This window comes from Cellulomonas soli, assembly GCF_013409305.1.
Lineage (GTDB): Bacteria > Actinomycetota > Actinomycetes > Actinomycetales > Cellulomonadaceae > Cellulomonas > Cellulomonas soli.
Map to the genome: position 1 here is coordinate 454,117 of NZ_JACBZJ010000001.1, position 22,728 is coordinate 476,844.

Annotated in this window: 20 protein-coding genes; 12 read left to right on the forward strand and 8 right to left on the reverse strand. The window is 73.4% G+C overall.

The features are described 5' to 3' along the window. The first annotated feature begins 43 nt into the window (after window positions 1–43). Window positions 44–1,423, forward strand: a complete 1,380-nt coding sequence (locus BKA22_RS02050) for an MFS transporter (RefSeq protein ID WP_146951226.1) — start codon at window positions 44–46, stop codon at window positions 1,421–1,423. A 25-nt stretch (window positions 1,424–1,448) separates the two neighbouring features. Here BKA22_RS02050 and BKA22_RS02055 read toward each other — a convergent pair whose 3' ends face one another. Genes BKA22_RS02055 through BKA22_RS02065 form a run of 3 tightly spaced genes read right to left on the reverse strand, consistent with a single transcriptional unit; the run spans window position 1,449 to window position 3,502 of the window. Then, complete coding sequence (locus BKA22_RS02055; RefSeq protein ID WP_223203387.1) at window positions 1,449–2,261, reverse strand: metal-dependent hydrolase; 813 nt, start codon at window positions 2,259–2,261, stop codon at window positions 1,449–1,451. Window positions 2,262–2,271: 10 nt separating this feature from the next. Next, window positions 2,272–3,333, reverse strand: a complete 1,062-nt coding sequence (locus BKA22_RS02060) for a PH domain-containing protein (protein ID WP_146951228.1) — start codon at window positions 3,331–3,333, stop codon at window positions 2,272–2,274. A 1-nt stretch (window position 3,334) separates the two neighbouring features. After that, window positions 3,335–3,502 (reverse strand): hypothetical protein, encoded by a 168-nt coding sequence (locus tag BKA22_RS02065; protein ID WP_179561603.1) that lies wholly within the window; start codon window positions 3,500–3,502, stop codon window positions 3,335–3,337. Window positions 3,503–3,928: 426 nt separating this feature from the next. On the opposite strand from BKA22_RS02065, the gene BKA22_RS02070 reads away from it, so the two are divergent. Further along, window positions 3,929–4,429: a hypothetical protein gene (locus BKA22_RS02070; RefSeq protein WP_179561604.1), complete on the forward strand. Its 501-nt coding sequence runs from the start codon at window positions 3,929–3,931 to the stop codon at window positions 4,427–4,429. Between the two features lie 257 nt (window positions 4,430–4,686). On the opposite strand, the gene BKA22_RS02075 is transcribed toward BKA22_RS02070, so the two are convergent. Then, entirely contained in the window at window positions 4,687–4,950 is a 264-nt protein-coding gene (locus BKA22_RS02075; RefSeq protein WP_146951229.1) for a metal-sensitive transcriptional regulator, read from the reverse strand. Window positions 4,951–5,117: 167 nt separating this feature from the next. On the opposite strand from BKA22_RS02075, the gene sqr reads away from it, so the two are divergent. The 5 genes from sqr (at window position 5,118) to BKA22_RS02100 (ending at window position 10,813) form a co-directional block, all read left to right on the forward strand. Continuing rightward, the gene (gene sqr / locus BKA22_RS02080) at window positions 5,118–6,368 is read left to right on the forward strand and encodes a type III sulfide quinone reductase, selenoprotein subtype (protein ID WP_146951230.1); all 1,251 of its coding nucleotides are present in this window, start codon (window positions 5,118–5,120) and stop codon (window positions 6,366–6,368) included. A 49-nt stretch (window positions 6,369–6,417) separates the two neighbouring features. Further along, a complete protein-coding gene (locus BKA22_RS02085; RefSeq protein WP_146951231.1) occupies window positions 6,418–6,732 on the forward strand; it encodes a TusE/DsrC/DsvC family sulfur relay protein in 315 nt (104 codons plus the stop codon). 26 nt (window positions 6,733–6,758) lie between these two features. After that, window positions 6,759–7,295, forward strand: a complete 537-nt coding sequence (locus tag BKA22_RS02090; RefSeq protein ID WP_146951232.1) for a DsrE/DsrF/DrsH-like family protein — start codon at window positions 6,759–6,761, stop codon at window positions 7,293–7,295. Between the two features lie 146 nt (window positions 7,296–7,441). Beyond that, window positions 7,442–9,100 (forward strand): AMP-binding protein, encoded by a 1,659-nt coding sequence (locus BKA22_RS02095; RefSeq protein WP_146951233.1) that lies wholly within the window; start codon window positions 7,442–7,444, stop codon window positions 9,098–9,100. A gap of 66 nt (window positions 9,101–9,166) precedes the next feature. Beyond that, window positions 9,167–10,813 (forward strand): ABC-F family ATP-binding cassette domain-containing protein, encoded by a 1,647-nt coding sequence (locus tag BKA22_RS02100; protein ID WP_146951234.1) that lies wholly within the window; start codon window positions 9,167–9,169, stop codon window positions 10,811–10,813. A 99-nt stretch (window positions 10,814–10,912) separates the two neighbouring features. Here the strand turns inward: BKA22_RS02100 and fucO are convergent, their stop codons facing one another. Continuing rightward, window positions 10,913–12,064, reverse strand: a complete 1,152-nt coding sequence (gene fucO / locus BKA22_RS02105) for a lactaldehyde reductase (RefSeq protein WP_146951235.1) — start codon at window positions 12,062–12,064, stop codon at window positions 10,913–10,915. 356 nt (window positions 12,065–12,420) lie between these two features. Between fucO and BKA22_RS02110 the strand changes: the two genes are divergently transcribed. The 5 genes from BKA22_RS02110 to BKA22_RS02130 all read left to right on the forward strand — a co-directional run bounded on the left by BKA22_RS02110 (window position 12,421) and on the right by BKA22_RS02130 (window position 18,015). Further along, window positions 12,421–13,950 (forward strand): FGGY family carbohydrate kinase, encoded by a 1,530-nt coding sequence (locus tag BKA22_RS02110; protein ID WP_146951236.1) that lies wholly within the window; start codon window positions 12,421–12,423, stop codon window positions 13,948–13,950. A gap of 18 nt (window positions 13,951–13,968) precedes the next feature. Further along, window positions 13,969–14,961 (forward strand): sugar phosphate isomerase/epimerase family protein, encoded by a 993-nt coding sequence (locus BKA22_RS02115; RefSeq protein WP_146951237.1) that lies wholly within the window; start codon window positions 13,969–13,971, stop codon window positions 14,959–14,961. Beyond that, entirely contained in the window at window positions 14,958–15,920 is a 963-nt protein-coding gene (locus tag BKA22_RS02120) for a transketolase (RefSeq protein WP_146951238.1), read from the forward strand. Before BKA22_RS02115 ends, BKA22_RS02120 begins: the two co-directional genes overlap by 4 nt. Further along, window positions 15,917–16,879, forward strand: a complete 963-nt coding sequence (locus BKA22_RS02125; RefSeq protein ID WP_146951239.1) for a transketolase family protein — start codon at window positions 15,917–15,919, stop codon at window positions 16,877–16,879. The genes BKA22_RS02120 and BKA22_RS02125 overlap by 4 nt, the downstream gene beginning before the upstream one ends. A 131-nt stretch (window positions 16,880–17,010) precedes the next feature. Continuing rightward, window positions 17,011–18,015 carry a sugar-binding transcriptional regulator gene (locus BKA22_RS02130; protein WP_223203388.1) on the forward strand — a complete coding sequence of 335 codons (1,005 nt, stop codon included), beginning with the start codon at window positions 17,011–17,013 and terminating at the stop codon, window positions 18,013–18,015. A 14-nt stretch (window positions 18,016–18,029) separates the two neighbouring features. Here BKA22_RS02130 and ribB read toward each other — a convergent pair whose 3' ends face one another. From ribB to BKA22_RS02145, 3 genes are all read right to left on the reverse strand, one after another. Then, on the reverse strand, window positions 18,030–18,638 hold the full coding sequence (gene ribB, locus BKA22_RS02135) for a 3,4-dihydroxy-2-butanone-4-phosphate synthase (RefSeq protein WP_146951240.1): 609 nt from the start codon (window positions 18,636–18,638) through the stop codon (window positions 18,030–18,032). Window positions 18,639–18,786: 148 nt separating this feature from the next. Next, complete coding sequence (locus tag BKA22_RS02140) at window positions 18,787–19,824, reverse strand: LacI family DNA-binding transcriptional regulator (protein ID WP_146951241.1); 1,038 nt, start codon at window positions 19,822–19,824, stop codon at window positions 18,787–18,789. A 54-nt stretch (window positions 19,825–19,878) separates the two neighbouring features. Beyond that, window positions 19,879–22,569 (reverse strand): family 78 glycoside hydrolase catalytic domain, encoded by a 2,691-nt coding sequence (locus BKA22_RS02145; RefSeq protein ID WP_146951242.1) that lies wholly within the window; start codon window positions 22,567–22,569, stop codon window positions 19,879–19,881. Window positions 22,570–22,728: the final 159 nt, after the last annotated feature.

Below are 22,728 nucleotides of genomic sequence, written 5' to 3' on the forward strand. Positions count from 1 at the left end.
CGGCCCACCCGGTCGCCCACCGAGCACGGACGGAGCCTGGTCGATGCGAGGCGAGCGCCTGCCTGCACCGGCGGGTGAGGCACCGCCCGTGCGGGCCCCCTCCGCACGCACCGCGACCGTCGTGCTCGTCGCGGCCGTCACCGCGTACTTCGTCGCGGTCGTGCACCGGACCGCGCTCGGCGTCGCGGGGGTCGAGGCCATCGACCGGTTCGACCTCAGCGCCACCGGGCTGGCCATGTTCTCGGTCACCCAGCTCACCGTCTACGCCGCGATGCAGATCCCCGCCGGCCGCCTGCTCGACCGGTTCGGCGTCCGGGCGATGATCGTCACCGGTTCGCTCGTGATGGCCTGCGGACAGCTGGTGCTCGCGCTCGCCACGGACGTCCCGGCCGCCCTGGTCGCCCGCGTGCTCATCGGCGGCGGTGACGCGGCCATCTTCATCAGCGTGTGCCGCCTCGTCGCCGAGTGGTTCCCGCCTCGCCGGGTCCCCGTGCTCGTGCAGACCACCGGGCTCATCGGGCAGGCCGGTCAGATCGCCTCGGCGATCCCGGTCGCCTGGTTGCTGCACCGGCAGGGCTGGACGACGACCTTCGGCACGCTGGCCGCGCTGGGCCTGTTCGCCGCCTCCCTGTCGGCGTGGAAGATCCGCGACCGCGCACCGGACGCCACCAAGGCCGGCGCCGAGGCCGTCGCGCACGACGCGTTCTGGCCCGCCGTGCGCGAGTCCGTGCGGCCTGCCGCCACCCGGCTCGGGTTCTGGAGCCACTTCGTGTCCCCGTTCAGCGCGAACGTCATCGCGCTGCTGTGGGGCGTGCCGTTCTTCGTCACCGCGCAGCACCGCACCAAGGCCGAGGCGAGCCTGCTCCTCACCCTGCTGACCCTCACGGCCATGACGGCAGGTCCGGTCATCGGCCACCTGACCTCGCGGCACCCCTTGCGACGCAGCTGGGTCGTGCTGACCAGCTCGGGGGCGACGCTGGCCGCATGGGTCCTGCTCCTCGTGCACGACACGCCACGGCCGATGTGGCAGCTCGCGGCGTTCGTCGTGGTGATCGGCGTCGGCGGGCCCGTCTCGCTCGTGGGCATGGACTTCGCCCGGTCCTCGGCACCGATGCGGCTGCTGGGCACGGCGACCGGGTTCGTGAACTCCGGAGGCTTCATCTCGACGATCACGGGCGTGCTGGCCGTCGGGCTCGTGCTGCAGGCCGTGTCGCCCCCGGGGGCCACCACCTACTCGCTCGACGCGTACCGGCTCGCCTTCAGCGTGCTTCTCGTGCCCTGGGTGGTCGGCGTGGTGGGGGTCCTGCGCAACCGTCGACGCGCCCGAGCCGTGCTGCGTGAGGCCGGCACGGTCGTCCCGACCGTGCGCGACGTCCTCCGTCGCCGCAGCTCGACCGATCCCGGCCCCGGCGACCCCGCCTGAGCGTGCCGACGCGCGCAGGGTGCGCCTAGGCGCCCGAGCCTCCGACGAACCGGGCGACGATCGCCTCCACCGCCGGCCGGTCGATGCCGAACCCCGTCACGCACGCGTCCACCACGCCGATCCCGGCGTAGACGCCGACGGGCACGAGCAGGAGCCACTCACGCACCGAACCCGCATCGCCGAGCAGCGGGACCGACAGACGCCCGCTCGGCCGCCAGACGCTCCGCAGGCCCGGCACGCCACGCACCCACGCGGGTGACCGGGGCATCCACGGCCACAGCAGCGGCACGCCGCGCGTGGTGAGAAGGTCGCCCAGCACGTGCACCCCGGCACCCAGGCCCACCGCCAGCGGCAGCCAGTCGGTGCGGTCCGGCGCGGCGAACAGCACGAACACCGAGGCCGACACCGCCACGAACCACGGGCCGACGACGCCGTCACCGGTCAGCCGCCACACCCGTGCCGCGAAGGCCACGAGCAGCAACGACATCAGCGCCGCACCGACGGCCAGCTGGCCGGACGAGGTCTGCACCGTGACCTGGCCGAGCAGCGCCGCGAGGGCCGTGGCCAGCCCGACGCCGACGATCGAGTGCGTGCCGCGCCGGTGCCCGCCCGACACCTTCTCGACCGCCGCGCAGACCAGGTCGGAGACCGGCGGGAGCGAGCGCGCGACCGTCGCCGCACCGTGGTCGGCGTCAGGCAGCAGGGCCGCCCCGGCGCACACGAACGCCCCGGCGATCACACCCGCCGGCGAGACCGGGTGCCACCCGAACGCGAACGGTGCCGTGGACGTCACCGCCACCCACGCCGCCGCACCGGACAGCGCGTGGTGCCCGCCCATCATCGTCGCCTCACCTGCGAACCTCTCCGTCCGTCGTGCCCGGACCGCCCGGACGCTCCGGGGGGCCCTCCTGCGTGCCGCCGAGCTCGTCCTCCGGCTCGTCCGCGTCGTCGGCCGCGCTCCCGACCGGCACGAACGGCGTCCGGGGGCCGTCGACGTGCCAGGCCGGTCCGTCGTCCGGATCCGACAGCGGGCTCCCGCCACCGCTGTACGCGGCACGTGGCGGGACCTGGATGCTCAGCGGCTGCGTGTCGCCGACGTCGAACAGACCTGCGCGACCGCTCGCGCCGGGAGCACCCTCGCGTCCGCCCTCGGCCGAGGGTGGACGGAACGACGGCGGCAACCGGACGGCACCGGACGGATCGGACGACACGGGTGACACCCCATCACGCCCCACCGACACGCCTTCTCGCAGGTCAGCCGCACCGCCACCGCCACCGGGCGCCGCGCCACCTGCTCCGCCGGTCGACGCAGACGACCCCGCCGCGGCGGGCCCGCCCGGCCCACCGGGCAGCCCCGGCACGCCGCGCGCCTGCCCGGGCGCGAAGATCGTCGCGCACAGCCGCCGGTAGGTCTCGTCCGGCCGGACGACCCAGCCGATCCGGCGCATCGCCTGGTCCTGCCCTGCGGACTCCAGCACGAACTCCCCGTACCCGAGCAACTGCCCGACGGGTGAGCGCGAGTAGCTCATGTCGGTCACCTTGTGCAGCGGCATCATGGCGACGCGGTGCGTCACGAGGCCGGTGAGCAGGAGCATGCGGCGGTCGGTCGCGACGAACCACTCGATGCGCCACTCCAGCAGCCGCCACACGAACCGGCCGACGGGCAGCAGGCCGAGCCAGAGCACGAGGACGCCGGGATCGCCGATCACCGTCTCGGCGCGATCGGCGAGGAACGCCGCCACCGCGACGCCGAGGACCGCCGTGAGCGCAGGTTCGGCGAGCCGCGCCCAGTGCCGCCGCACCGCGAGCACGACCCGCTCGTCGGCCAGCACGTACCGGCGGAAGCCCGCGTGCCGTGCGACGACGTCGGCCGCGCCGGGCGCGGGGCCGACGGGCGGCTCGGCGGGCACGTCAGGCGGTCAGGCTGTTGAAGAACCTGCCGAACCCGGCGAACGCCGCGGTGATCATGTCCCACACGGCCTGCACCACGTCAGCCGCCCGCTCCGGGCTCGTGATGACGGCGTACACGAGGAAGATGATGATGACCCAGATCAGGATGCTCTTGGCCTTGGGCGGCATGGTGTCCTCACACGTCGTCGAACGCGGTCACGCGTCGGTACGGGGTGGTGGTGGGCGGGGATCTCGAAGGTCTGGCGAGGGGTCTGGCGAGGTGTCCGGCGAGGTTGGTCAGGGGCGACCGGCGGTGACGATACAGACATATCGGGCGGACGCGGTCACGACTCGCTCGACGCGCCCGGTGTGACGCGCGCGACGACGTCCGCCATGCGGTCGGGGGTTGTCCTCGCAGGTCCGGGCGGCCACCATCGACCCATGCGCCGCGCCATCGCACCGTCCCCGGTGCTCGCGCGCGCCCTGACCGGCTCCCCCGTCGCGGGGTGCCCGGCGACGTCGTGTCGCCCGTGTCCGCGGTCCTGCTGACCGCACTCACGGCCCGACCGACCCGCTGCCGCCGACGGCAGCCCGCACCCCGGGAGCACCCTCCCCATGTCGACCCTCACCCTTGACCGTGCCCGCTCGTCCCTCGCACTCGATGCCCTCGGCGTCGTCGACGGCGTCGACCGGACGACGGAGCCCGGCACCGCGCGCACGGACGTCGTCGTCTTCCACCCGCGCTCGGCGACCGCGGTGACGCTGGCCGCCGCACGCGCGGACGTGGTTCGGCTGGAGTTCAGCAGCGCCTGGCCGGACGTGCCCGCGTTGCGCGGCGCCGTCGCGATGCTGCGCGAGGAGCTGGACGCGCTCGGACGGCCGCGCGCCGAGGTGCGCGTCGAGCTCGCCGTCGAGGTCGTGGTGGTCGCCGACGCGCGCGCCGCCGCCACCACGAGGACGCGGTTCGAGATGCTCGACGCCCTCGCCGGGGTAGCCCCGCACGTGACCCGCGGGAGCCTCGTGGGCACGAGCGACGAGCTCCGCACGCAGGTGCAGGCGCTCGCGCGCCGGGTCGGCGCGGACACCGTGGTCACCGTGCCGCTGGCCACCGCCTGACGCCCCGCCGGCCAGGGCCCCGCCGGTCACGACCCCGCTGGGCACCACCCCCGAACCGAGGGGCACCGTCGCGGCATCACGGAGGCACGGCCGCGGGTGCCTCAGCGGCGCAGCACGCGCCGGCCGTACAGGTGTGCCGAGGACCGGCGGCGCAGGGAGCGGGAACACGGTCGGTGCGCGGGCTCAGCACGCGGACGTCGTCGTGCGACGGTCCGGTGGTCTGACGAGATCGGGCAGGGCCTGCCCGGCGGCTGGGCTCAGGCCAGCGAGAGGAACAGCTTCTCGAGGCGGGCCACGTCGAGCGTCTGCTCGCCCTCGGGGCCGGCGAGGCACTGCCGCATGCCGGTGGCGATGATCGCGAAGCCCGCCTTGTCGAGCGCGCGGCTGACGGCCGAGAGCTGGGTGACGACGTCCTCGCAGTCGCGGCCCTCCTCGAGCATCCGCAGCACACCGGCGAGCTGGCCCTGGGCGCGCTTGAGGCGGTTGACGACGGCGGTCATCTCGGCCGGGTCCAGCTGCATGGCCACTCCTCCGCTCGGCGTCGCAGGCCCGTTGCCTGCGCGATCGTCCGCCACCCCAGGATACCCCCACGGGTAACCGGGACCTTCGTCACTGTCGACCCGCGCGCACCGTCCTAGCGTCGGAAGCAGACGAAGGATCACATCGACGAAGGCGTGGTGTGAAGGTCATGACCAGACGTCTGCTCGTCCTCGGTGCCGGCACCGCGGGCACGATGATCGCGAACCGCATGCGGCGCGTCCTGGACGCACGCGACTGGGAGATCACGATCGTCGACAAGGACGACGTCCACCTGTACCAGCCCGGGTTCCTCTTCCTGCCGTTCGCGACCTACCGGCCCGACCAGGTGCGTCGCTCCCGGCACACGCTGCTCGCCGACGGCATCGACCTCGTCCTCGCCGGCGTCGAGCAGATCGACGCCGGGGCCGGCACGGTCACGCTGGGCGACGGGCGGGTGCTGGCCTACGACCAGCTCGTCATCACCACCGGCACGAGCCCGCGACCCGACCAGACGCCCGGCATGCTCGGCGACCTGTGGCGGCGCGACGTCTTCGACTTCTACACGTTCGACGGCGCCATGGCCCTGCAGCGCGCCCTGCAGCAGCTGACAGGCGGCCGGCTCGTCGTGCACGTGACCGACATGCCCATCAAGTGCCCGGTCGCCCCGCTGGAGTTCGTGTTCCTCGCCGACGCCTGGCTGCGGGCCCGTGGCATGCGCGAACGCACCGAGCTGGTCTTCGCCACCCCGCTGTCCGGGGCGTTCACGCAGCCCGTCGCCGCCGAACGCCTCGGCTCGCTGCTCGCCGACCGCGACATCCGGGTCGAGACGGACTACCTGGTCGAACGCATCGACGAGCAGGGGAAGGCGCTGGTCTCCTACGACGAGCGGAGGATCGACTTCGACCTGCTCGTGACCGTGCCGCTCAACATGGGGGCCGAGGTGATCACCCGCTCCGGGCTCGGCGACGAGCTCGGGTACGTGCCCGTCGACCGGCACACCCTGCGGTCGCGCGCGTACGAGAACGTGTTCGTCGTCGGCGACGCCGCCGACCTGCCCACCTCGAAGGCCGGGTCGGTCGCGCACTTCGCGGTCGAGACGTTCGTGCACAACTTCCCGCTGCTGGTCGAGGGCCGCGAGCCCGTCGACGCGTTCGACGGGCATGCCAACTGCTTCGTCGAGACCGGCAACGGCAAGGGGCTGCTCATCGACTTCGACTACGACACGCAGCCGCTGCCCGGCACCTACCCCTTGCCCTGGGTCGGGCCGATGCGCCTGCTGACCGAGACCCGTGCGAACCACCTGGGCAAGCTGGCGTTCCGCTGGCTCTACTGGAACGCGCTGCTGCCCGGCCGGCCGATCCCGCTGCCGGCGCACATGTCGATGCGCGGCAAGGACACCTCCCTGCTGGCTGCCGCCTGAGGAGCCGGACGACCCACCGAGAGAACGAGTGCACGAGAGAGGGACCGCCATGCCCGAGACCATGCTCGACGGCCACCGGATCCACGTCGACGCCGAGGGGTTCCTCACCGACCCTGCCGAGTGGGACGAGGAGCTCGCGGACGTCCTGGCCGCCCAGATCGGCCTGACGCTCACCGACGCGCATTGGAAGGCCCTGCACTTCCTGCGCGCCGACTTCGCCCAGCAGGGCGAGACCGCCACGCTGCGCCGCGTGTCCACCCTGGGGGCGATCCCCGTCAAGGAGCTGTTCGCGCTCTTCCCCGGCAAGCCGGCCAAGAAGATGGCCTACGTCGCCGGCCTGCCCAAGCCGCACGGGTGCGTCTGAGACGCACGAGGGATGAGGAGACCGTCATGACCGTCCACGACACGACCACCGACCGCGAAGCACCCGCGATCGTCCCGCAGTTCGACGCCGTCGACGAGGCCGCGCCCGGACGCAAGCTCGCGATCATCTGCTCCAAGGGCAACCTCGACATGGCCTACCCCGGCCTGATCCTGGCGAACGCCGCCCTGGGCGAGGGGGTCGAGACCCACCTGTTCTTCACGTTCTGGGGCTTCGACATCATCACGAAGAAGACGATGGGGGACCTGAAGTTCACGATGCTCGGCAACACCGCGACCCACATGCCGCAAGGCCTGGGCGGGCTGCCGGGGATGACGGCCATGGCGACCTCCCGGATGCGCCGGTCGATCGCCGACATCGACGTGCCGACCGTGCCCGAGTTCCTCGAGCAGATCGTCGCGTCGGGCGGCCACCTGTGGGCGTGCCGGATGTCCGCCGACATGAACCACCTGACGACGGACGACCTGTACGACGACGTGGAGGCGATCATCAGCGCGTCGGACTTCATCGAGAAGACCGCCGGGGCGCAGCTGCTGTTCATCTGACGGCGGACGTCGCCGGCGGGGTGCCGTCGTGCCGCAGGGCCTGTCCGCAGAGTGAGGAGTCCCAGGTCGTCGGCCCGCGCTGCTCCTACGATCGTGCGGGCCGACCGCCCGTGCCGGCCGCCGTCGAACCGAAGGAGCGGGCAGCCATGCTGGGTCTGCACACCGAGTACCTCGTCGAGGAGCTGGACGAGGGCGGTGCACCCCGCTCGTTCTCGTTCACCTGTCCGGACACGTTCAACTTCGCCTACGACGTGGTGGACCGGCTCGGGCGCGAGACGCCGGACCGCCGGGCGCTGCGCTGGTGCAACGACCACGGCGAGGAGCGCACCTACACGTTCGCCGAGATCTCCCGGCTGAGCGACCAGGCGGCCGCGTACTTCCTGCAGATCGGCGTGCGCAAGGGCGACCGGGTGCTGCTGGTGCTCAAGCGGCACGCGCAGTTCTGGTGGGCGATCCTCGGCCTGCACAAGATCGGCGCGATTGCCGTGCCGGCCACCGACCAGCTCAAGACGTACGACCTGGTGTTCCGCCTGACCGAGGCGCGCATCTCGACGGTCGTGTGCACGCTCGAGGGTGGCGTCGCCGAGCAGGTCGACGGCGCACAGGCCGAGCTGGGCCGCCCGCTGACCCGCATCGGCGTGCGCGGCACCCGTGAGGGCTGGGCCGACTTCGACGCCGGTGTCGCCGCGGCGCCGGTGTTCGTGAAGCCCACGGGCGAGGACCTTCCCGTCGCGGCCGACCCGCTGCTCCTGTACTTCACGTCGGGCACGACCGCTCAGCCCAAGATGGTCCTGCACGACCACTCCTACCCGGTCGCGCACATCGCCACGGCCAAGTACTGGCACAAGGTCGACCCCGACGGCCTGCACCTGACCGTCTCGGAGACCGGCTGGGCCAAGTCCGTGTGGGGCAAGCTCTACGGGCAGTGGTTCCTGGAGACCTGCGTCGACGTCTACGACTTCGACCGGTTCGACCCGGACCGCCTGCTCACGCACCTGCAGGACGCACGCGTGACGACGTTCTGCGCGGCACCGACCGTGTACCGGTTCCTCATCCAGCAGGACCTGTCCGGCTACGACCTGTCCGCGCTGCAGCACTGCACGATCGCCGGCGAGGCGATGAACCCCGTGGTCTACGAGACGTTCCGCGACCAGACGGGCATCGAGCTCAAGGAGGGCTACGGCCAGACGGAGATGACCCTGGCGGTCGTCACCAACTGGTGGCAGGCCACCAAGCCCGGCTCGATGGGCCTGCCCTCCCCCGCCTACGACGTCGTGCTGCTCACCGAGGACGGCACGGAGGCCGGCCCCGACGAGGACGGCGAGATCTGCCTGCGGATCCCCGAGGGCACCCGCCCGATCGGCCTGTTCACCGGCTACGCCGACGACCCCGCCACGACGTCCTCGGTCTGGCACGACGGCTACTACCACACGCACGACCTGGCCCGCCGTGACGCCGACGGCTACCTCTGGTACGTCGGGCGCACCGACGACATGATCAAGACGTCCGGCTACCGGGTCGGCCCGTTCGAGGTCGAGTCCGTCGTCATGGCGCACCCCGCCGTGCGCGAGTGCGCGGTCACCGGCGCCCCCGACCCGGTGCGCGGCGTGATCGTCAAGGCGACCGTGGTCCTCACCGCCGGCTACGAGCCCTCCGACGAGCTGGCCAAGGACATCCAGACCTTCGTCAAGGCACGCACCGCGCCCTACAAGTACCCGCGCAAGGTCGAGTTCGTCGAGGCGATGCCCACCACGATCTCGGGCAAGATCCGCCGGGTGCAGCTGCGCGAGACGTCCGAGGGCTGACCTCGACAGCGCCACCGTGGACGCCGCACGTCAGGGGCCTCGTCGCCGTCCCGGACAATGGGCGCCATGAGCGCGACCGTGCAGGCCAAGGGTGTGGGGGCCGGGTTCGGCGACCGCGAGCTGTTCGCAGGGGTGGACCTGGTCGTCGCGCCGGGCGACGTCGTCGGGCTGGTCGGGCCGAACGGTGCGGGCAAGTCGACGTTGCTGCGCATCCTCGGCGGCCACCGGGCACCCGACGCCGGGACGGTGTCCGTGTCCCCGCAGCACGCCCAGCTCGGGTACCTCGCGCAGGAGATCGAGCGGCGCGAGGACGAGTCGGTGCACGCGCACCTCGAGCGGCGCACGGGGGTCGGCCCGGCGCAGGTGGCGATGGACGCCGCGGCCGAACGGCTGGCGACCGGTGAACCCGGCGCGGACGACGAGTTCGCCGAGGCGCTCGAACGCTGGATGGGCCTGGGCGGCGGCGACCTGGACGCCCGGATGGGCTCGGTGCTGGCCGACCTGGGCCTGGACGTCGACCCCGGCCTGCCGATGACGGCGCTGTCCGGCGGGCAGGCCGCCCGGGTGGGCCTGGCGGCGCTGCTGCTCTCGCGCTACGACCTGTACCTGCTGGACGAGCCGACGAACGACCTGGACCTGGAGGGCCTGGACCTGCTCGAGGACTTCGTGCACCGTTCGAGCGCACCGGTGGTCGTGGTCAGCCATGACCGGGAGTTCCTCTCGCGCACGGTCACCTCCGTGGTGGAGATCGACCGCAGCCTGCAGCGCGTCGCCGTCTACGGCGGGTCGTACGACGCCTACCTGGACGAACGTTCGACGGCCCGCCGTCAGGCGCGTGAGGCCTACGAGGACTACTCGACCCGGCGTGACGCGCTCGAGGGCCGCGCGCGGATGCAGCGCGCGTGGATGGCCAAGGGTGTGAAGAACGCCCGCCGCAAGTCCTCCGACAACGACAAGATCGGTCGCAAGTTCCGCTCCGACGCCTCGGAGAAGCAGGCCGCGAAGGCCCGCCAGACGCAGCGGATGATCGAGCGGCTCGACGTCGTGGCCGAGCCGCGCAAGGAGTGGCAGCTGCAGATGACGATCGCGGCTGCGCCTCGTTCGGGTGCCGTCGTGGCGGCTGCCCGGCACGCGAGCGTGCAGCGGGGGGACTTCGTGCTCGGCCCGGTCGACGTGCAGCTCGACTGGCGCGACCGGGTGGCGATCACCGGCCCGAACGGCGCCGGCAAGACGACGCTGCTCGGCCTGCTGCTCGGCCGGCTGGCCCCCACCGAGGGCCGCATCGACCAGGGTTCGGGTGTGCTCGTCGGCGAGGTCGACCAGGCACGGGCGGCGTTCGAGGGTGACGACCCGCTGGTCACCGCGTTCTCCCGCGAGGTACCCGACTGGACGACCGCTGACGTGCGCACCCTGCTGGCCAAGTTCGGGCTGGGCGGGCACCACATCCCGCGTCCGGCGGCCTCACTCTCCCCCGGCGAGCGCACCCGTGCGGCCCTCGCGCTCCTGCAGGCCCGCGGGGTGAACCTGCTGGTGCTCGACGAGCCGACCAACCACCTCGACCTGCCCGCGATCGAGCAGCTCGAGCAGGCGCTCGAGGCGTTCGACGGCACGGTCCTGCTGGTCACGCACGACCGGCGCATGCTCGACACCGTGCGCCTGACCCGCCGCTGGCACGTGGAGGACGGGCAGGTCACCGAGGTCACGCCGGACTGAGCCGCACGCGGTCCGGCGCAGCACGAGGGAGAGGGCCCGTCCGACCGTGAGGTCAGACGGGCCCTCTCCCGTCGATGCGCGGGGCCGCAGCCCCACGGCTCACAGCAGCGAGCGGAACAGCTCCTCGATCTCGGCGACGGACGCCGGGCGCGGGTTGCCGCCGGCGCAGACGTCCTCGAACGCGGCCTTGGCCAGCGCGGGCACGTCGGCCTCGGTGGCTCCGACCGCGGTGATGGACGTCGGGTTGCCCAGGTCGCGGGTCAGCGCGGCCACGGCCTCGACGGCAGCGGCGCGGGCCTCCTCGAGCGGCATGGTGTGCGCACCCTCGACGCCGAACGCGGCGGCCACGTCGCGCAGCTTCTCACCGGTGGAGGCGGCGTTGAACGCCATCACGGGGGCGAGCAGGATGCCGTTGGCCACACCGTGCGGGGCGGAGTAGAACGCGCCGAGCGGGTGGGCCATGGCGTGCACGAGGCCCAGGCCGACGTTCGAGTAGCCCATGCCGGCCACGTACTGCGCCAGGGCCATGTGCTCGGCCGCGGCCGGGTCGCCGTCGGCGGCGTCGCGCAGGGAGGCGGCGATGACCTGGATGGCCTTGAGGTGGAACAGGTCGGACAGCTCCCAGGCACCGGCCGTGGTGTAGCCCTCGATGGCGTGGGTGAGGGCGTCAAGGCCGGTCGCGACCTTGAGCGCACGGGGGGCGCTGGACATCATCTCGGGGTCGACGACGGCCATCACGGGGATGTCGTGCGGGTCGAAGCAGACGAACTTGCGCTGCCGCTCGACGTCGGTGATGACGTAGTTGATCGTCGTCTCCGAGGCGGTGCCGGCCGTGGTGGGCACTGCGATGATCGGCACGGACGGGTTCTTGGTGGCGGCGCCGCCCTCGAGCGAGCGCACGTCGGCGAACTCGGGGTTGGCCACGATGATGCCCACGGCCTTGCAGGTGTCCTGCGGGGACCCGCCGCCGACGGCGATGAGCACGTCGGCACCGGCAGCCTCGAACGCCGCGACCCCGGCCTGCACGTTCTCGATGGGCGGGTTCGGCAGGACGTCGGAGTAGACCTCGTAGGGGAAGCCGACCCCGTCGAGGAGGGCCGTCACCCGGCCGGTCACGCCGGTCTCCACGAGCACCTTGTCGGAGACGACCAGGGCCTTGGTGAACCCGCGCCGGGCGAGCTCCTCGGGGATGACGGTGATCGACCCCGCGCCGAAGTACGCGGTCTGGTTCCAGATCATGCGCTGTGCCACGTCGCACCTGCTCCGTTCTCGTGCGGCGCCCGTGCGCCGCCGTCCCGTCGCGCGCTCCCGTCCCGGGAGGCGTGACCTCGACTCGATGAATCGATTCAGTCATCCAACCAGCCGAAGGTGGCCGGCGCGCGGGGCGAAGGTCCCGGCAGCCTGCACGAACTCCCGCGCGAGCACACCCGGACGCACCGTCGCGCACCGCTGGCGGGCACCGGGCGTGCGCTGGACGGTTGACACCCCGGTGGCGCCGACCTACCGTTGTGATCGTTGATTCATAGGCGAATTTTCATTCACGGCAGGGCGGGACCCGCGCAGGACGCGGTCCGCGCCAGGGCCGACGACTGCAGGCAGGAGGAACGGTGACCGACGTCGTCGTCGCGATCGACCAGGGCACGACCAACACCAAGGCGGTCGCCGTCGACCCCACCGGTGCCGTGCTCGCCCGCGCCTCCGCCCCCGTCGGCGTGCGCCACGGCGACCACGGGCACGTCGAGCAGGACCCGGCGCAGATCTGGCGCACGGTGCAGCAGGTCGTCGTCGACTGCCTCGCCGGGACGCCCGACCTGCACCCCGTCGGCGTCGCGCTGTCCACGCAGCGCGAGTCCGTCGTCGCCTGGGACCGCCGCGACGGGCGCCCGCTCGGACCCGTGCTCAGCTGGCAGGACGTGCGCACCGCGGACGACTGCCGGCGGCTGCTCGACGACCCGCGCGCCGCGCTCGTGCCCGCCCGCACCGGGCTGCCGCTCGACCCGATGTTCTCCGCACCGAAGCTGCACCGGCTGCTCGCCGACGCCGCCGAGGCCGGGTCCGACGTCACGCACGCCGCCGTCGGCACGATCGACTCCTGGCTGCTGTGGAACCTCACGGGCGGCGCCGAGCACGTCGTCGAGGCCGGCAACGCCTCCCGCACGCTGCTGCTCGACCTCGACCTCGGCCGCAGCGCCAGCCCCAGCCCCAGCAGCGACAGGCTCGGCTGGGACGCCGAGCTCGCCGACCTGTTCGCGGTGCCGCAGGCCGCGCTGCCGCGCATCGCCGCCTCGACCGGGCCGTTCGGCACCGTGGCCGGCGACGGCCCCCTGCGGGGCCTGCCGGTGCTCGCGGTGCTCGCCGACTCGCACGCCGCCCTGCTCGGGCACGGCGCCACCGGCCCCGGCACGGTCAAGGCGACCTACGGCACCGGCTCGTCCGTCATGCGCCCCTGGGCCACGCCCGACGCGGTCCGCACGGGCGTCTCCACCACGCTCGCCTGGCTCACCGACCGGCCCACGTACGCGCTCGAGGGCAACATCCGCTACTCCGGCGCCGCGCTCGACTGGGCCGCCTCGCTACTCGGGCTGACCGGTGGCGCCGCGCTCGGCGAGCTCGCAGCGACCGTCCCCGACGCCGGCGGCGTCACGCTCGTGCCCGCGTTCGGCGGGCTGGGCGCGCCGCACTGGGACGCCGACGCGGTCGGCCTGCTCACCGGTCTGACCGGTGGCACCACCCCGGCGCACGTGGCCCGCGCGGCCTTCGAGGCCGTGGCCTGGCAGGTCGCCGACGTCGTGGCCGCCATGAGCCCCGACGGTGCTCCCTCCCCCGACCTGCTCGTCGCCGACGGCGGGGCGAGCGCCAGCGCGCTGCTCATGCAGCTGCAGGCCGACGCGCTCGGCTGCGAGGTCGTCACCTCGCGGCACCCCGAGCTGTCGGCCCTCGGCGTGGCCGGGCTCGCGGGCCAGGCGCTCGGCTGGGACCCCGCCCTGCGCGCCGACCCGCACGCCGGCGGAACCCGGTACGCGCCCTCGATCGGCTCCGACGAGCGCGCCGCCCGGCGAGCCCGCTGGGACGCCGCCCTCCACCGGTCCCGCGGCCCGCAGGCCGACCGGGACCCCTCGACCTCACGCACGTCCTGATGAACGGAGAGAACGACCATGTCTGAGCTGCCCCGCTTCGGTGCCGGCCTGTGGCACTTCGCGTCCTACGTGGACCGCTACGCCGTCGACGGCTACGCGCCGCCGCTGTCCACGCTCGAGCAGATCGCGCTCGCCGGGACGGTCGAGGACCTCTCGGTCGTCGACGTGCCGTACCCGTTCACCCCGGGCGTCACGGTCGACCAGGTCAAGAGCGCCCTGGCCGAGGCCGGGCTGTCGTGCATCGGCGTGACCCCCGAGATCTACCTGCGCAAGTTCGGCAAGGGCGCGTTCACCAACCCCGACCCGCAGGTGCGGGCCGAGGCGATGGAGCTGCTGCACGAGGCGAGCGGCGTGGCCAAGGAGCTCGGCGCCGACTACGTGAAGATCTGGCCCGGCCAGGACGGCTGGGACTACCCGTTCCAGGTCAACCACCACGACCTGTGGAAGCTCGCCGTCGACGGCATGAAAGAGCTCGCCTCCGCGCACCCCGACCAGAGGTTCGTCATCGAGTACAAGCCGCGTGAGCCCCGCGTGAAGATGACCTGGGACTCCGCCGCCCGCTCGATCCTGGGCATCCAGCAGACCGGCTGCGACAACATCGGTGTGCTGCTCGACTTCGGCCACTCGCTGTACGGCGGGGAGTCGCCGGCCGACGCGGCCCAGCTGCTCATCGACCACGGGCTGCTGTGGGGCATGGACGTCAACGACAACCTGCGCGGTTGGGACGACGACCTCATGGTCGGCTCGGTGCACCTGACCGAGATCTTCGAGTACTTCTACACGCTCAAGATCAACGGCTGGGAGGGTGTCTGGCAGCTCGACCAGTTCCCGTTCCGTGAGGACACCGTCGAGACGGCCCGCGCCTCGATCCGGCTCCTCAAGGCGCTGCACCGGGCGCTCGACACGCTCGACATCCCGGCGCTGCGCGAGGCGCAGGCCCGGCAGGACGCCATCGGTGCCCAGCGGCTCGTCCAGGACGCGCTGCTGTCGTGCATGGGCGGTGGGCGATGACGGTCACGGTCCCGCCGCTCGGGCTGGTGCACGACCCCGGACCCATCCCCCTGCTGCCGGCCCCCGACCGGGAGATCGCGGTGCTCGGCCGCACCCCCGTCGGTGCCGACCGGGACGCCGTCGTCGCGCACCTGGCGCAGGCCTCGTACGAGGTGCGCCGCAGGGCCGTGCAGACCGTGCACGACGCGGGCCTCGGTCACATCGGCGGCGAGTTCTCCATCACCGACGTGCTGGTCACGCTGTACCTGCACGTGATGAACATCAGCCCGGAGCAGGTCGCCGAGGGCGACCCCGAGCGCGACCGGGTGGTGCTGTCCAAGGGGCACGCCGCCAACGCGCTCTACACGGTGCTCGCCGTCGGCGGGTACATCGCCCCGGAAGCGCTGCGCACGTTCATGCAGCCCGAGTCGATGCTCAACGGGCACCCGGCCCGCGGGAAGATCCGCGCCGTCGAGGCGAACACCGGCCCGCTAGGGCACGGGCTGCCGATCGCGGTCGGCACGGCCGTGGCCGCGCAGATCGACGGCTCGCCGCGGCGCACGTTCGTGCTGCTCGGTGACGGCGAGCTTCAGGAGGGCTCCAACTGGGAGGCCCTCATGACAGCCGGTCACCGGGGCCTGTCGAACCTGTGCGCGGTCGTCGACCGCAACCGGCTCCAGCAGGGTGCCCGCGTGGCCGACACCAACGACCTCGAGCCGCTGGCCGACAAGGTGCGCGCGTTCGGCTGGGACGTCGTCGAGGTCGACGGCCACGACCACGCGGCTCTGCTCGACGCGTTCGCCGGGGTGCCGGCCGCGTCCGGCCGACCGACGTTCGTCATCGCCCGCACCGACAAGGGCCACCCCGTCAGCTACATGCGCGACCACGTCGCGTGGCACCACAAGGTGCCCTCGGCCGAGCAGGTCACCCAGGCGCTCGCCGAGCTCGACGCCCTCGCGGGCGGGCAGGAGGAGAAGTGAGCACCACGGCACTCCCGGTACCCCCGGCGCGCACGCTGCACGACTGCCGCGACGCGTGGGCCGCGACCCTGATCGAGGTCGCCGAGGCCGACCCGAGGGTCGTCGCGGTCGTCAACGACTCGGTGGGCTCCAGCAAGCTCGGCGGCTTCCAGGAGCGGTTCCCCGAGCGCACGGTCAACGTCGGCATCGCCGAGCAGGACATGGTCGGCGTGGCCGCCGGTCTGGCCAACGGCGGCAAGGTGCCGTTCGTCTCGGCGGCCGGCTGCTTCCTGACCGCCCGCGCGATGGAGCAGATCAAGGTCGACGCTGCGTACTCCGGGTACAACATCACGCTGGTCGGGCAGTCGCCCGGCATGGCGTACGGCGAGCTCGGCCCGACGCACCACTCGATCGAGGACCTGGCGTGGCTGCGCACGATCCCCGGCATGACGGTGGTGGTCCCGGCCGACCCGGCCGAGACGGCCCAGGCCGTGCGGTGGGCCGCGGCGCACGACGGCCCGGTGTACCTGCGGATCTCCCGCATGGGCGTGCCGGACGTCTACCCGGAGGGGTACCAGTTCGTGCCCGGCCGGGCGGTCACGCTGCGCGAGGGCACCGACGTCACGCTGATCGCCACGGGCACGACGGTCTCCCGCGCGCTCGACGCCGCCGACCTGCTCGCCGCGCGCGGTGTGCAGGCCCGGGTGCTGTCGATGCCGACGATCAAGCCGCTCGACGTGGAGGCCGTCGTGGCCGCCGCGCGCGAGACCGGCGCGATCGTCACGGTCGAGGAGGCCCTGGTCACCGGCCTGGGCGGCGCGGTCGCCGAGACGGTCGTGCAGCACCACCCGGTGCCCGTCCGGTTCGTCGGGATGCGCGACGAGTTCGCGATCACCGGCTCGGCCGAGTGGCTGCTCGACCACTACGGCATCAGCGCGGCCGGCGTGGCCGACACGGCCTCGGACCTGCTCGGACGCTGATCGCGGCGTCCGGCGGCGGATAGAGTCCCGGGACGACGAGGTGCCGGTCCAGACCGCTGGACCGGCACCCACCGGCATCCCTCGGTCCCCGTCTCGGGGCCGGCCGACCCCCAGGACCAGAGAGGCGCACCGTGACGGCGACCAGCGGAGCACCCCGAGGCGGACGACGCCTCGGGCACCCCGACGAGCAGACGCGCCTCATGGCCAAGGTCGCCCGCATGTACCACGAGCGTGGCCTGCGCCAGTCGGAGATCGCCGCCGAGCTGCACATCTCCCAGCCGCGCGTGTCCCGGCTGCTCAAGCGGGCCGTCGAGCTCGGCGTCGTGCGCATCACCATCTCCGTCCCGTCGGGCGTGCACACCGACCTCGAGGACGCCCTCGAGGCACGGTTCGGCCTGGCCGAGGCCGTGGTCACGGACACCGGCAGCAGCGACGCGGACGACGAGGGCAGCGTCGAACGCGCACTCGGTGCCGCGGCGGCGGTCTACCTGGAGACCACGCTCATCGGCGGCGACTCCATCGGGATCTCGTCGTGGAGCTCGACGCTGCTCGCGGCCGTCGAGGCCATGCGCCCCTCGACCGGCCAGGTCGTCGAGGAGGTCGTCCAGCTCGTCGGCGGCGTCGGGGACCCGCGCGTGCAGGTCGAGGCCACCCGTCTGCTCTCCTCGTTCGCCTCGGCGACCGGGGCGACGCCGGTGTTCCTTCCGGCCCCCGGCCTGCTCGGCAGCAGCCAGGCGCGCGAGAGCCTCATGGGCGACCCGTCGGTCACCCAGGTGACGGCGCACTGGGCCGCACTGACCACCGCACTGGTCGGCATCGGCACGCTCGACCCCTCCCCCTTGCTGCGCAGCAGCGGCAACGGGATCTCGGACGCCGACCAGGACCAGCTGCGCACGCTCGGTGCCGTCGGCGACGTGTGCCTGCGGTTCTTCGACGCCGAGGGTGTGCCCGTGGCGTCGGGCCTGGACGAGCGGGTCATCGGGGTCAGTGCCGCGGACCTGCGGCGCATCCCGCGCCGCATCGCGGTGGCGGGCGGCGTCCGCAAGGTGTCGGCCATCCGCGGCGCCCTGCGCGGCGGGTGGGCGAACGTGCTGGTCACCGATGTGACGGCCGCCCAGGTGCTGCTCGGCGGCTGACCGTCCGGCGGGCGTCAGCCCTCGCGGGCGGCGAGGTGCTCGCGCAGCTCCTCGATCGAGACGAGCGGCAGGCCGTGCCGCTGCGCGAACGCCGCGAGGTCCGCCCCGCGCAGCATCGTGCCGTCGTCCGCGGCGATCTCGCAGATCACGCCGGACGGGTCACGCCCGGCGAGCCGGGCCAGGTCGACGGCCGCCTCGGTGTGCCCGGGGCGCTCGCGCACCCCGCCCTCGACTGCGGCGAGCGGGAACACGTGCCCGGGCCGGGCGAGGTCGTCGGGGGTGCTCGCGGGGTCGACGAGCACGCGCACCGTAGTGGCACGGTCGGCCGCGCTGATCCCGGTCGTGATGCCGGCGGCCGCGTCGACCGAGACGGTGAACGCGGTGCGGTGCGACTCGGTGTTCCGCGCGACCATCGGCGGCAGCGCGAGGCGGTCGAGGGCGCCCTGCGTCATCGGCACGCAGATCAGGCCACGGCAGTGGGTCATCATGAACGCGATGTGCGCGGCGATGATCGCGTCCGCGGCGACGACGAGGTCGCCCTCGTCCTCCCGGTCTGCCTGGTCGGTGACCACGACGGCCCGCCCTGCGGCGATGGCCTCGACGGCGTCGTCGACCCTGGACATCCGACCTCCTGGTTACTGGCACACGCTGGAGCACCGGCGGGATCGACGGGTCCCCGTCACCGTCCCAGCGCCCGCTGATCCTACCGAGCGATCACCGACCACCCGGTAGGCGTCCGGTCCGTGACCCGACCGGGTCCAGGCCCACGCCTCAGCGGGCGGGCTGGCTGGACGCCCGGACGACGAGCTCGGGCTGGAACACGACGTGGTCGGTCCCGGTCGCCGTCCCGGTCCGACGGGACAGCAGGATGTCGGCGGCACGGAAGCCCAGCTCGTGCGTCGGCTGCCGCACCGAGGTCAGCGGCACGGCCAGCTCGGCGGCCACGTCGATGTCGTCGTAGCCGACCAGCGCCAGGTCGCCCGGCAGCGGGTGCCCGGCCCGGCGCAGCCCGCGCTGCGCACCGATCGCCACCAGGTCGTTCACGCAGAACAGACCCGAGGGGAGCCCGGCGCCGTCGCGCGCGAGCAGCGCGGTGATCGCCGCCTCGCCGCCGGCCGCGTCGAGCGTGGCCAGCGGGACCTCCTCGACGACCTCGTCCGGGTCGAGCCCGGCCGCGCGCACGGCCCGCAGCACGCCCTCGAACCGGTCGCGGCACTGCCGGATGCCGTGCGAGCCGTTGAGCACGGCGATCCGCCGGTGCCCGAGCTGCAGGATGTGCCGCGCGGCAGCCTCTCCCCCGGCGACGTCGTCGACCGCGACCGACGGGATCGAGGCGTCCGGCGACGGGGAGTCGAGCAGGACCACGTCGACGCCGCGGTCCATGACCTCGCGCAGGTGCGACACGTCGTCCCCGGTGGTCACCACGAGCACGCCCGCGACCCCGTGCTCCTCGAACAGCCGCAGGAACCGCCGCTCACGCTCGGGGCTGTCGTCGGAGCTGGCGAGCATGAGCGTGAAGTCGTCCTGCGCGAGCCGGTCCTCGACGCCGCGGGCCATGTCGGTGAAGAACGGGTTACGGATGTCGAGCACGACGACGCCGACGGTGGTGACCGTGCCGGCGCGCAGCTGACGCGCGGGGGCGTTCGGCACGAACGACAGCGCGGCGATCGCCTCGGTCACCCGGGCGCGCGTCTGCGGGGCGACCCGGTCGGGACGGTTGAGCACGTTGGACACCGTGCCGACGGACACGTGCGCCGCCCGCGCGACGTCCGTGATGGACGCGCGCCGTGGGCGTGCAGCCGGGACCACCGTGGGACCTCGTTCTCCGCGACGACCTGCGTCGCTGGCTGGACCGGAAGGTGCTCAGGCTAGGCCACTCCTCGACGCCTCCCCCTCAGACACTCCTGACGCCACGACGGCCTCGGCGGGCAGCTCCACCGTGTGCTCACCGTGGCCGAGCGTGCGCGGCGCCTGCCCGGGAAGGTCGAGGACGGCCGTCGTGCCGACGGGGACGACGGCCGTCAGGACGAACCGTCCCGCGCTCACCCGCCAGTCGACCGACGCCGTGCCGTACGGGGTCAGGTGCGTCGCGCCGGCGTGCGTGAGGCCGCCGCCGGGCCGCGGGGCGACCCGGATCCGTCGGTAGCCGGGGGCGTCGGGTGCCAGACCGGCCACGACGCGGTGCAGCCAGTCGGCGACCGCCCCGAGCGCGTAGTGGTTGAACGAGGTCATGTCGCCGGGGTTGACCGTGCCGTCGGGCAGCAGGCTGTCCCACCGCTCCCAGGTGGTCGTGGCACCCATGGTCACGGGGTAGAGCCAGGACGGGCAGCGTCGCTCGAGCAGCAGCCGGTAGGCGCTGGTCACCGCACCGCCGGCACTGAGGGCGTCGCACACCACGGGCGTGCCGGCGAACCCGGTGGCGATCGTGCCGCCCGACTCCTCGACGAGCCCGGCCAGCCGGGTCGCGGCGGCCGCGCGCGCACGCTCGTCGGGCAGCAGGTCGAAGACGAGCGCGAGCGCGTGACCCGTCTGGGTGTCCCCCGCGACGTGCCCGTCGGCGTCGACGTACCGCGCGGCGAAGGCGTCGCGCACCTCGTCGGCGAGCCGGTCGAACCGGACCGCGTCCTCCTCGAGCCCGAGCACGGCGGCGCTCCGGGCGAGCACGCGGGCAGACCGGGCGAAGTACGCCGTGGCCACCAGGTGCGGGTCGGTGCGCGCCTGGAGCGGGTTCTCGGGCGGCGCGGTCGGGTCCAGCCAGTCGCCCAGCTGCAGGTTCTGGTCCCACACGCGGCCCGGACCGGCCAGCCCCTCGACCTGCTCGACCCACGCCTTGGCGCTCGGGTACTGCCGGGCGAGCAGGTCACGGTCCGCGAACCGCTCGTGCAGCGCCCACGGGGTCAGGGTGGCGACGTCGCCCCACACGGCCCCGGGCTTGGTCGGGTCCCACCAGTGCCCGCCCGGGATGAACGGCACGTACCAGGGCACGGTGCCGTACCGCTGCTGCTCGGCCGACACGCTGCGCAGCCACTCGGCGAGCATCCCGGCGGTGTCGTACAGGAACGAGGCCGTCGGGGTGAACACCTGGATGTCACCCGTCCAGCCGAGCCGCTCGTCGCGCTGCGGGCAGTCGGTGGGGATGTCGACGAAGTTCGACCGCAGGGACCACACGACGTTCTCGTGCAGGCGCTCCACGTCGGGCTCGGAGCAGCGGAACCAACCGGTGCGCTCCATGTCGGTGTGCAGCACGCGCGAGACGACGTCGTCGGGTCCGAGCTCGCCGACCCAGCCGGTGATCTCGGCGTAGCGGTAGCCGTGGATGGTGAACCGGGGCTCCCACTCGTGCGGGCCGTCCTGGCCGAGCACGAGCACGTCGGTGGCTGCGGCGCCGCGCAGCGGGCGCGTGCACAGCTCGCCGTCCTCGAGCACCTCGGCGTGCCGCAGCCGGATCGTCGTGCCTGCCGGTCCGTGCGGGCGGATGCGCAGCCGTCCGGCGTGGTTCTGCCCGAAGTCGAGCAGCAGCCGCCCGTCGGGGCGCCGGTCGACGCTCACGGGTCGCAGCTCGTCGGTGCAGCGCACGGGTGCGCCGTCCGGGGCGGCGAGCGTCGCCAGGTCGATCTCGGTGACCTGCACCGGCGCCCAGGCGGTGTCGTCGAACCCGGGCCGGGACCACCCGGGCACGGCGAGCCGTTCGTCGTGGTGCTCGCCCTCGTAGAGCCCGGTCGAGACGAGCTCACCGACCGAGGTCCGCCACCCGGGGCCCGTCGCAAAGGTCTGCCGGGTGCCGTCGGCGAGCACGAGCTCGAGCTGGGCGAGCAGACCGATGTCGGAGCCGAAGTTGTCGTGCGTGCCGCCCTCGAACCCGATGTGCCCGCGGTACCAGCCGTCGGCCAGGCGTGCCCCGATCGCGTGCGGCCCGGCGGCGCCGAGCAGGTCGGTCACGTCGTACGTGAGGTAGCGCAGCCGGTGGGTGTAGCTGGTCCAGCCGGGCACGAGCTCGTCGCGCCCGACGCGGGCGCCGTCGATCTCGACCTCGACCAGGCCGTGCGCGGTGACGTAGAGCCGTGCGGAGCGGACCGGCTGGTCGACGCTCAGCTCGGTGCGGACCAGCGGCGGGCGGCGCCTGCCGGCGGCCGCCTCGTCAGCCGCTCCGGTGGGCTCGGGCTCCGCGGGGCCGACCATGCGGGCGACCCAGTCGGTCGCGTCGAGCAGCCCGACCTCGGCGGTCGCCCACCCGCTCCACGGGCTCCACGCGCCGTCCTCGCCGTCGCCTTCGACGCGGACCCGCAGGCGTACCGCGTCGCGCGAACGCAGGGGGGCCGAGGGCCACGGGACGAGGACCTGCTCACGCGAGTCGACCACGGCGTGCACCGCACGGCTGCTGCCGTCGGCGGACATGACCTCGCCCTCGACCTGGTAGCGCGCCTGCTCGTACCCCTCGGGGGCGTCGGGGACGTACCAGGACAGGCGGGGGCTGTGCTCCCCGATGCCGAGGGCTCCGGCTTCGTGGTGCTCGAAGCGCACGTGGACGGGAGCCGCCGGGGACGAGAGAACCATGAAGCGATTCAACACCGATGACGCCCCGATGACCAACAAGGATCGCCCGGCAGCACGCTCGGCCCGGCATCACGCCCTGAGTCCCCCGTGTCGACGGGCTTGCCCTGGGCCGCTGGACGTGGTTTCATCGATGAATCGATTCATTCCCGCCGCACACCG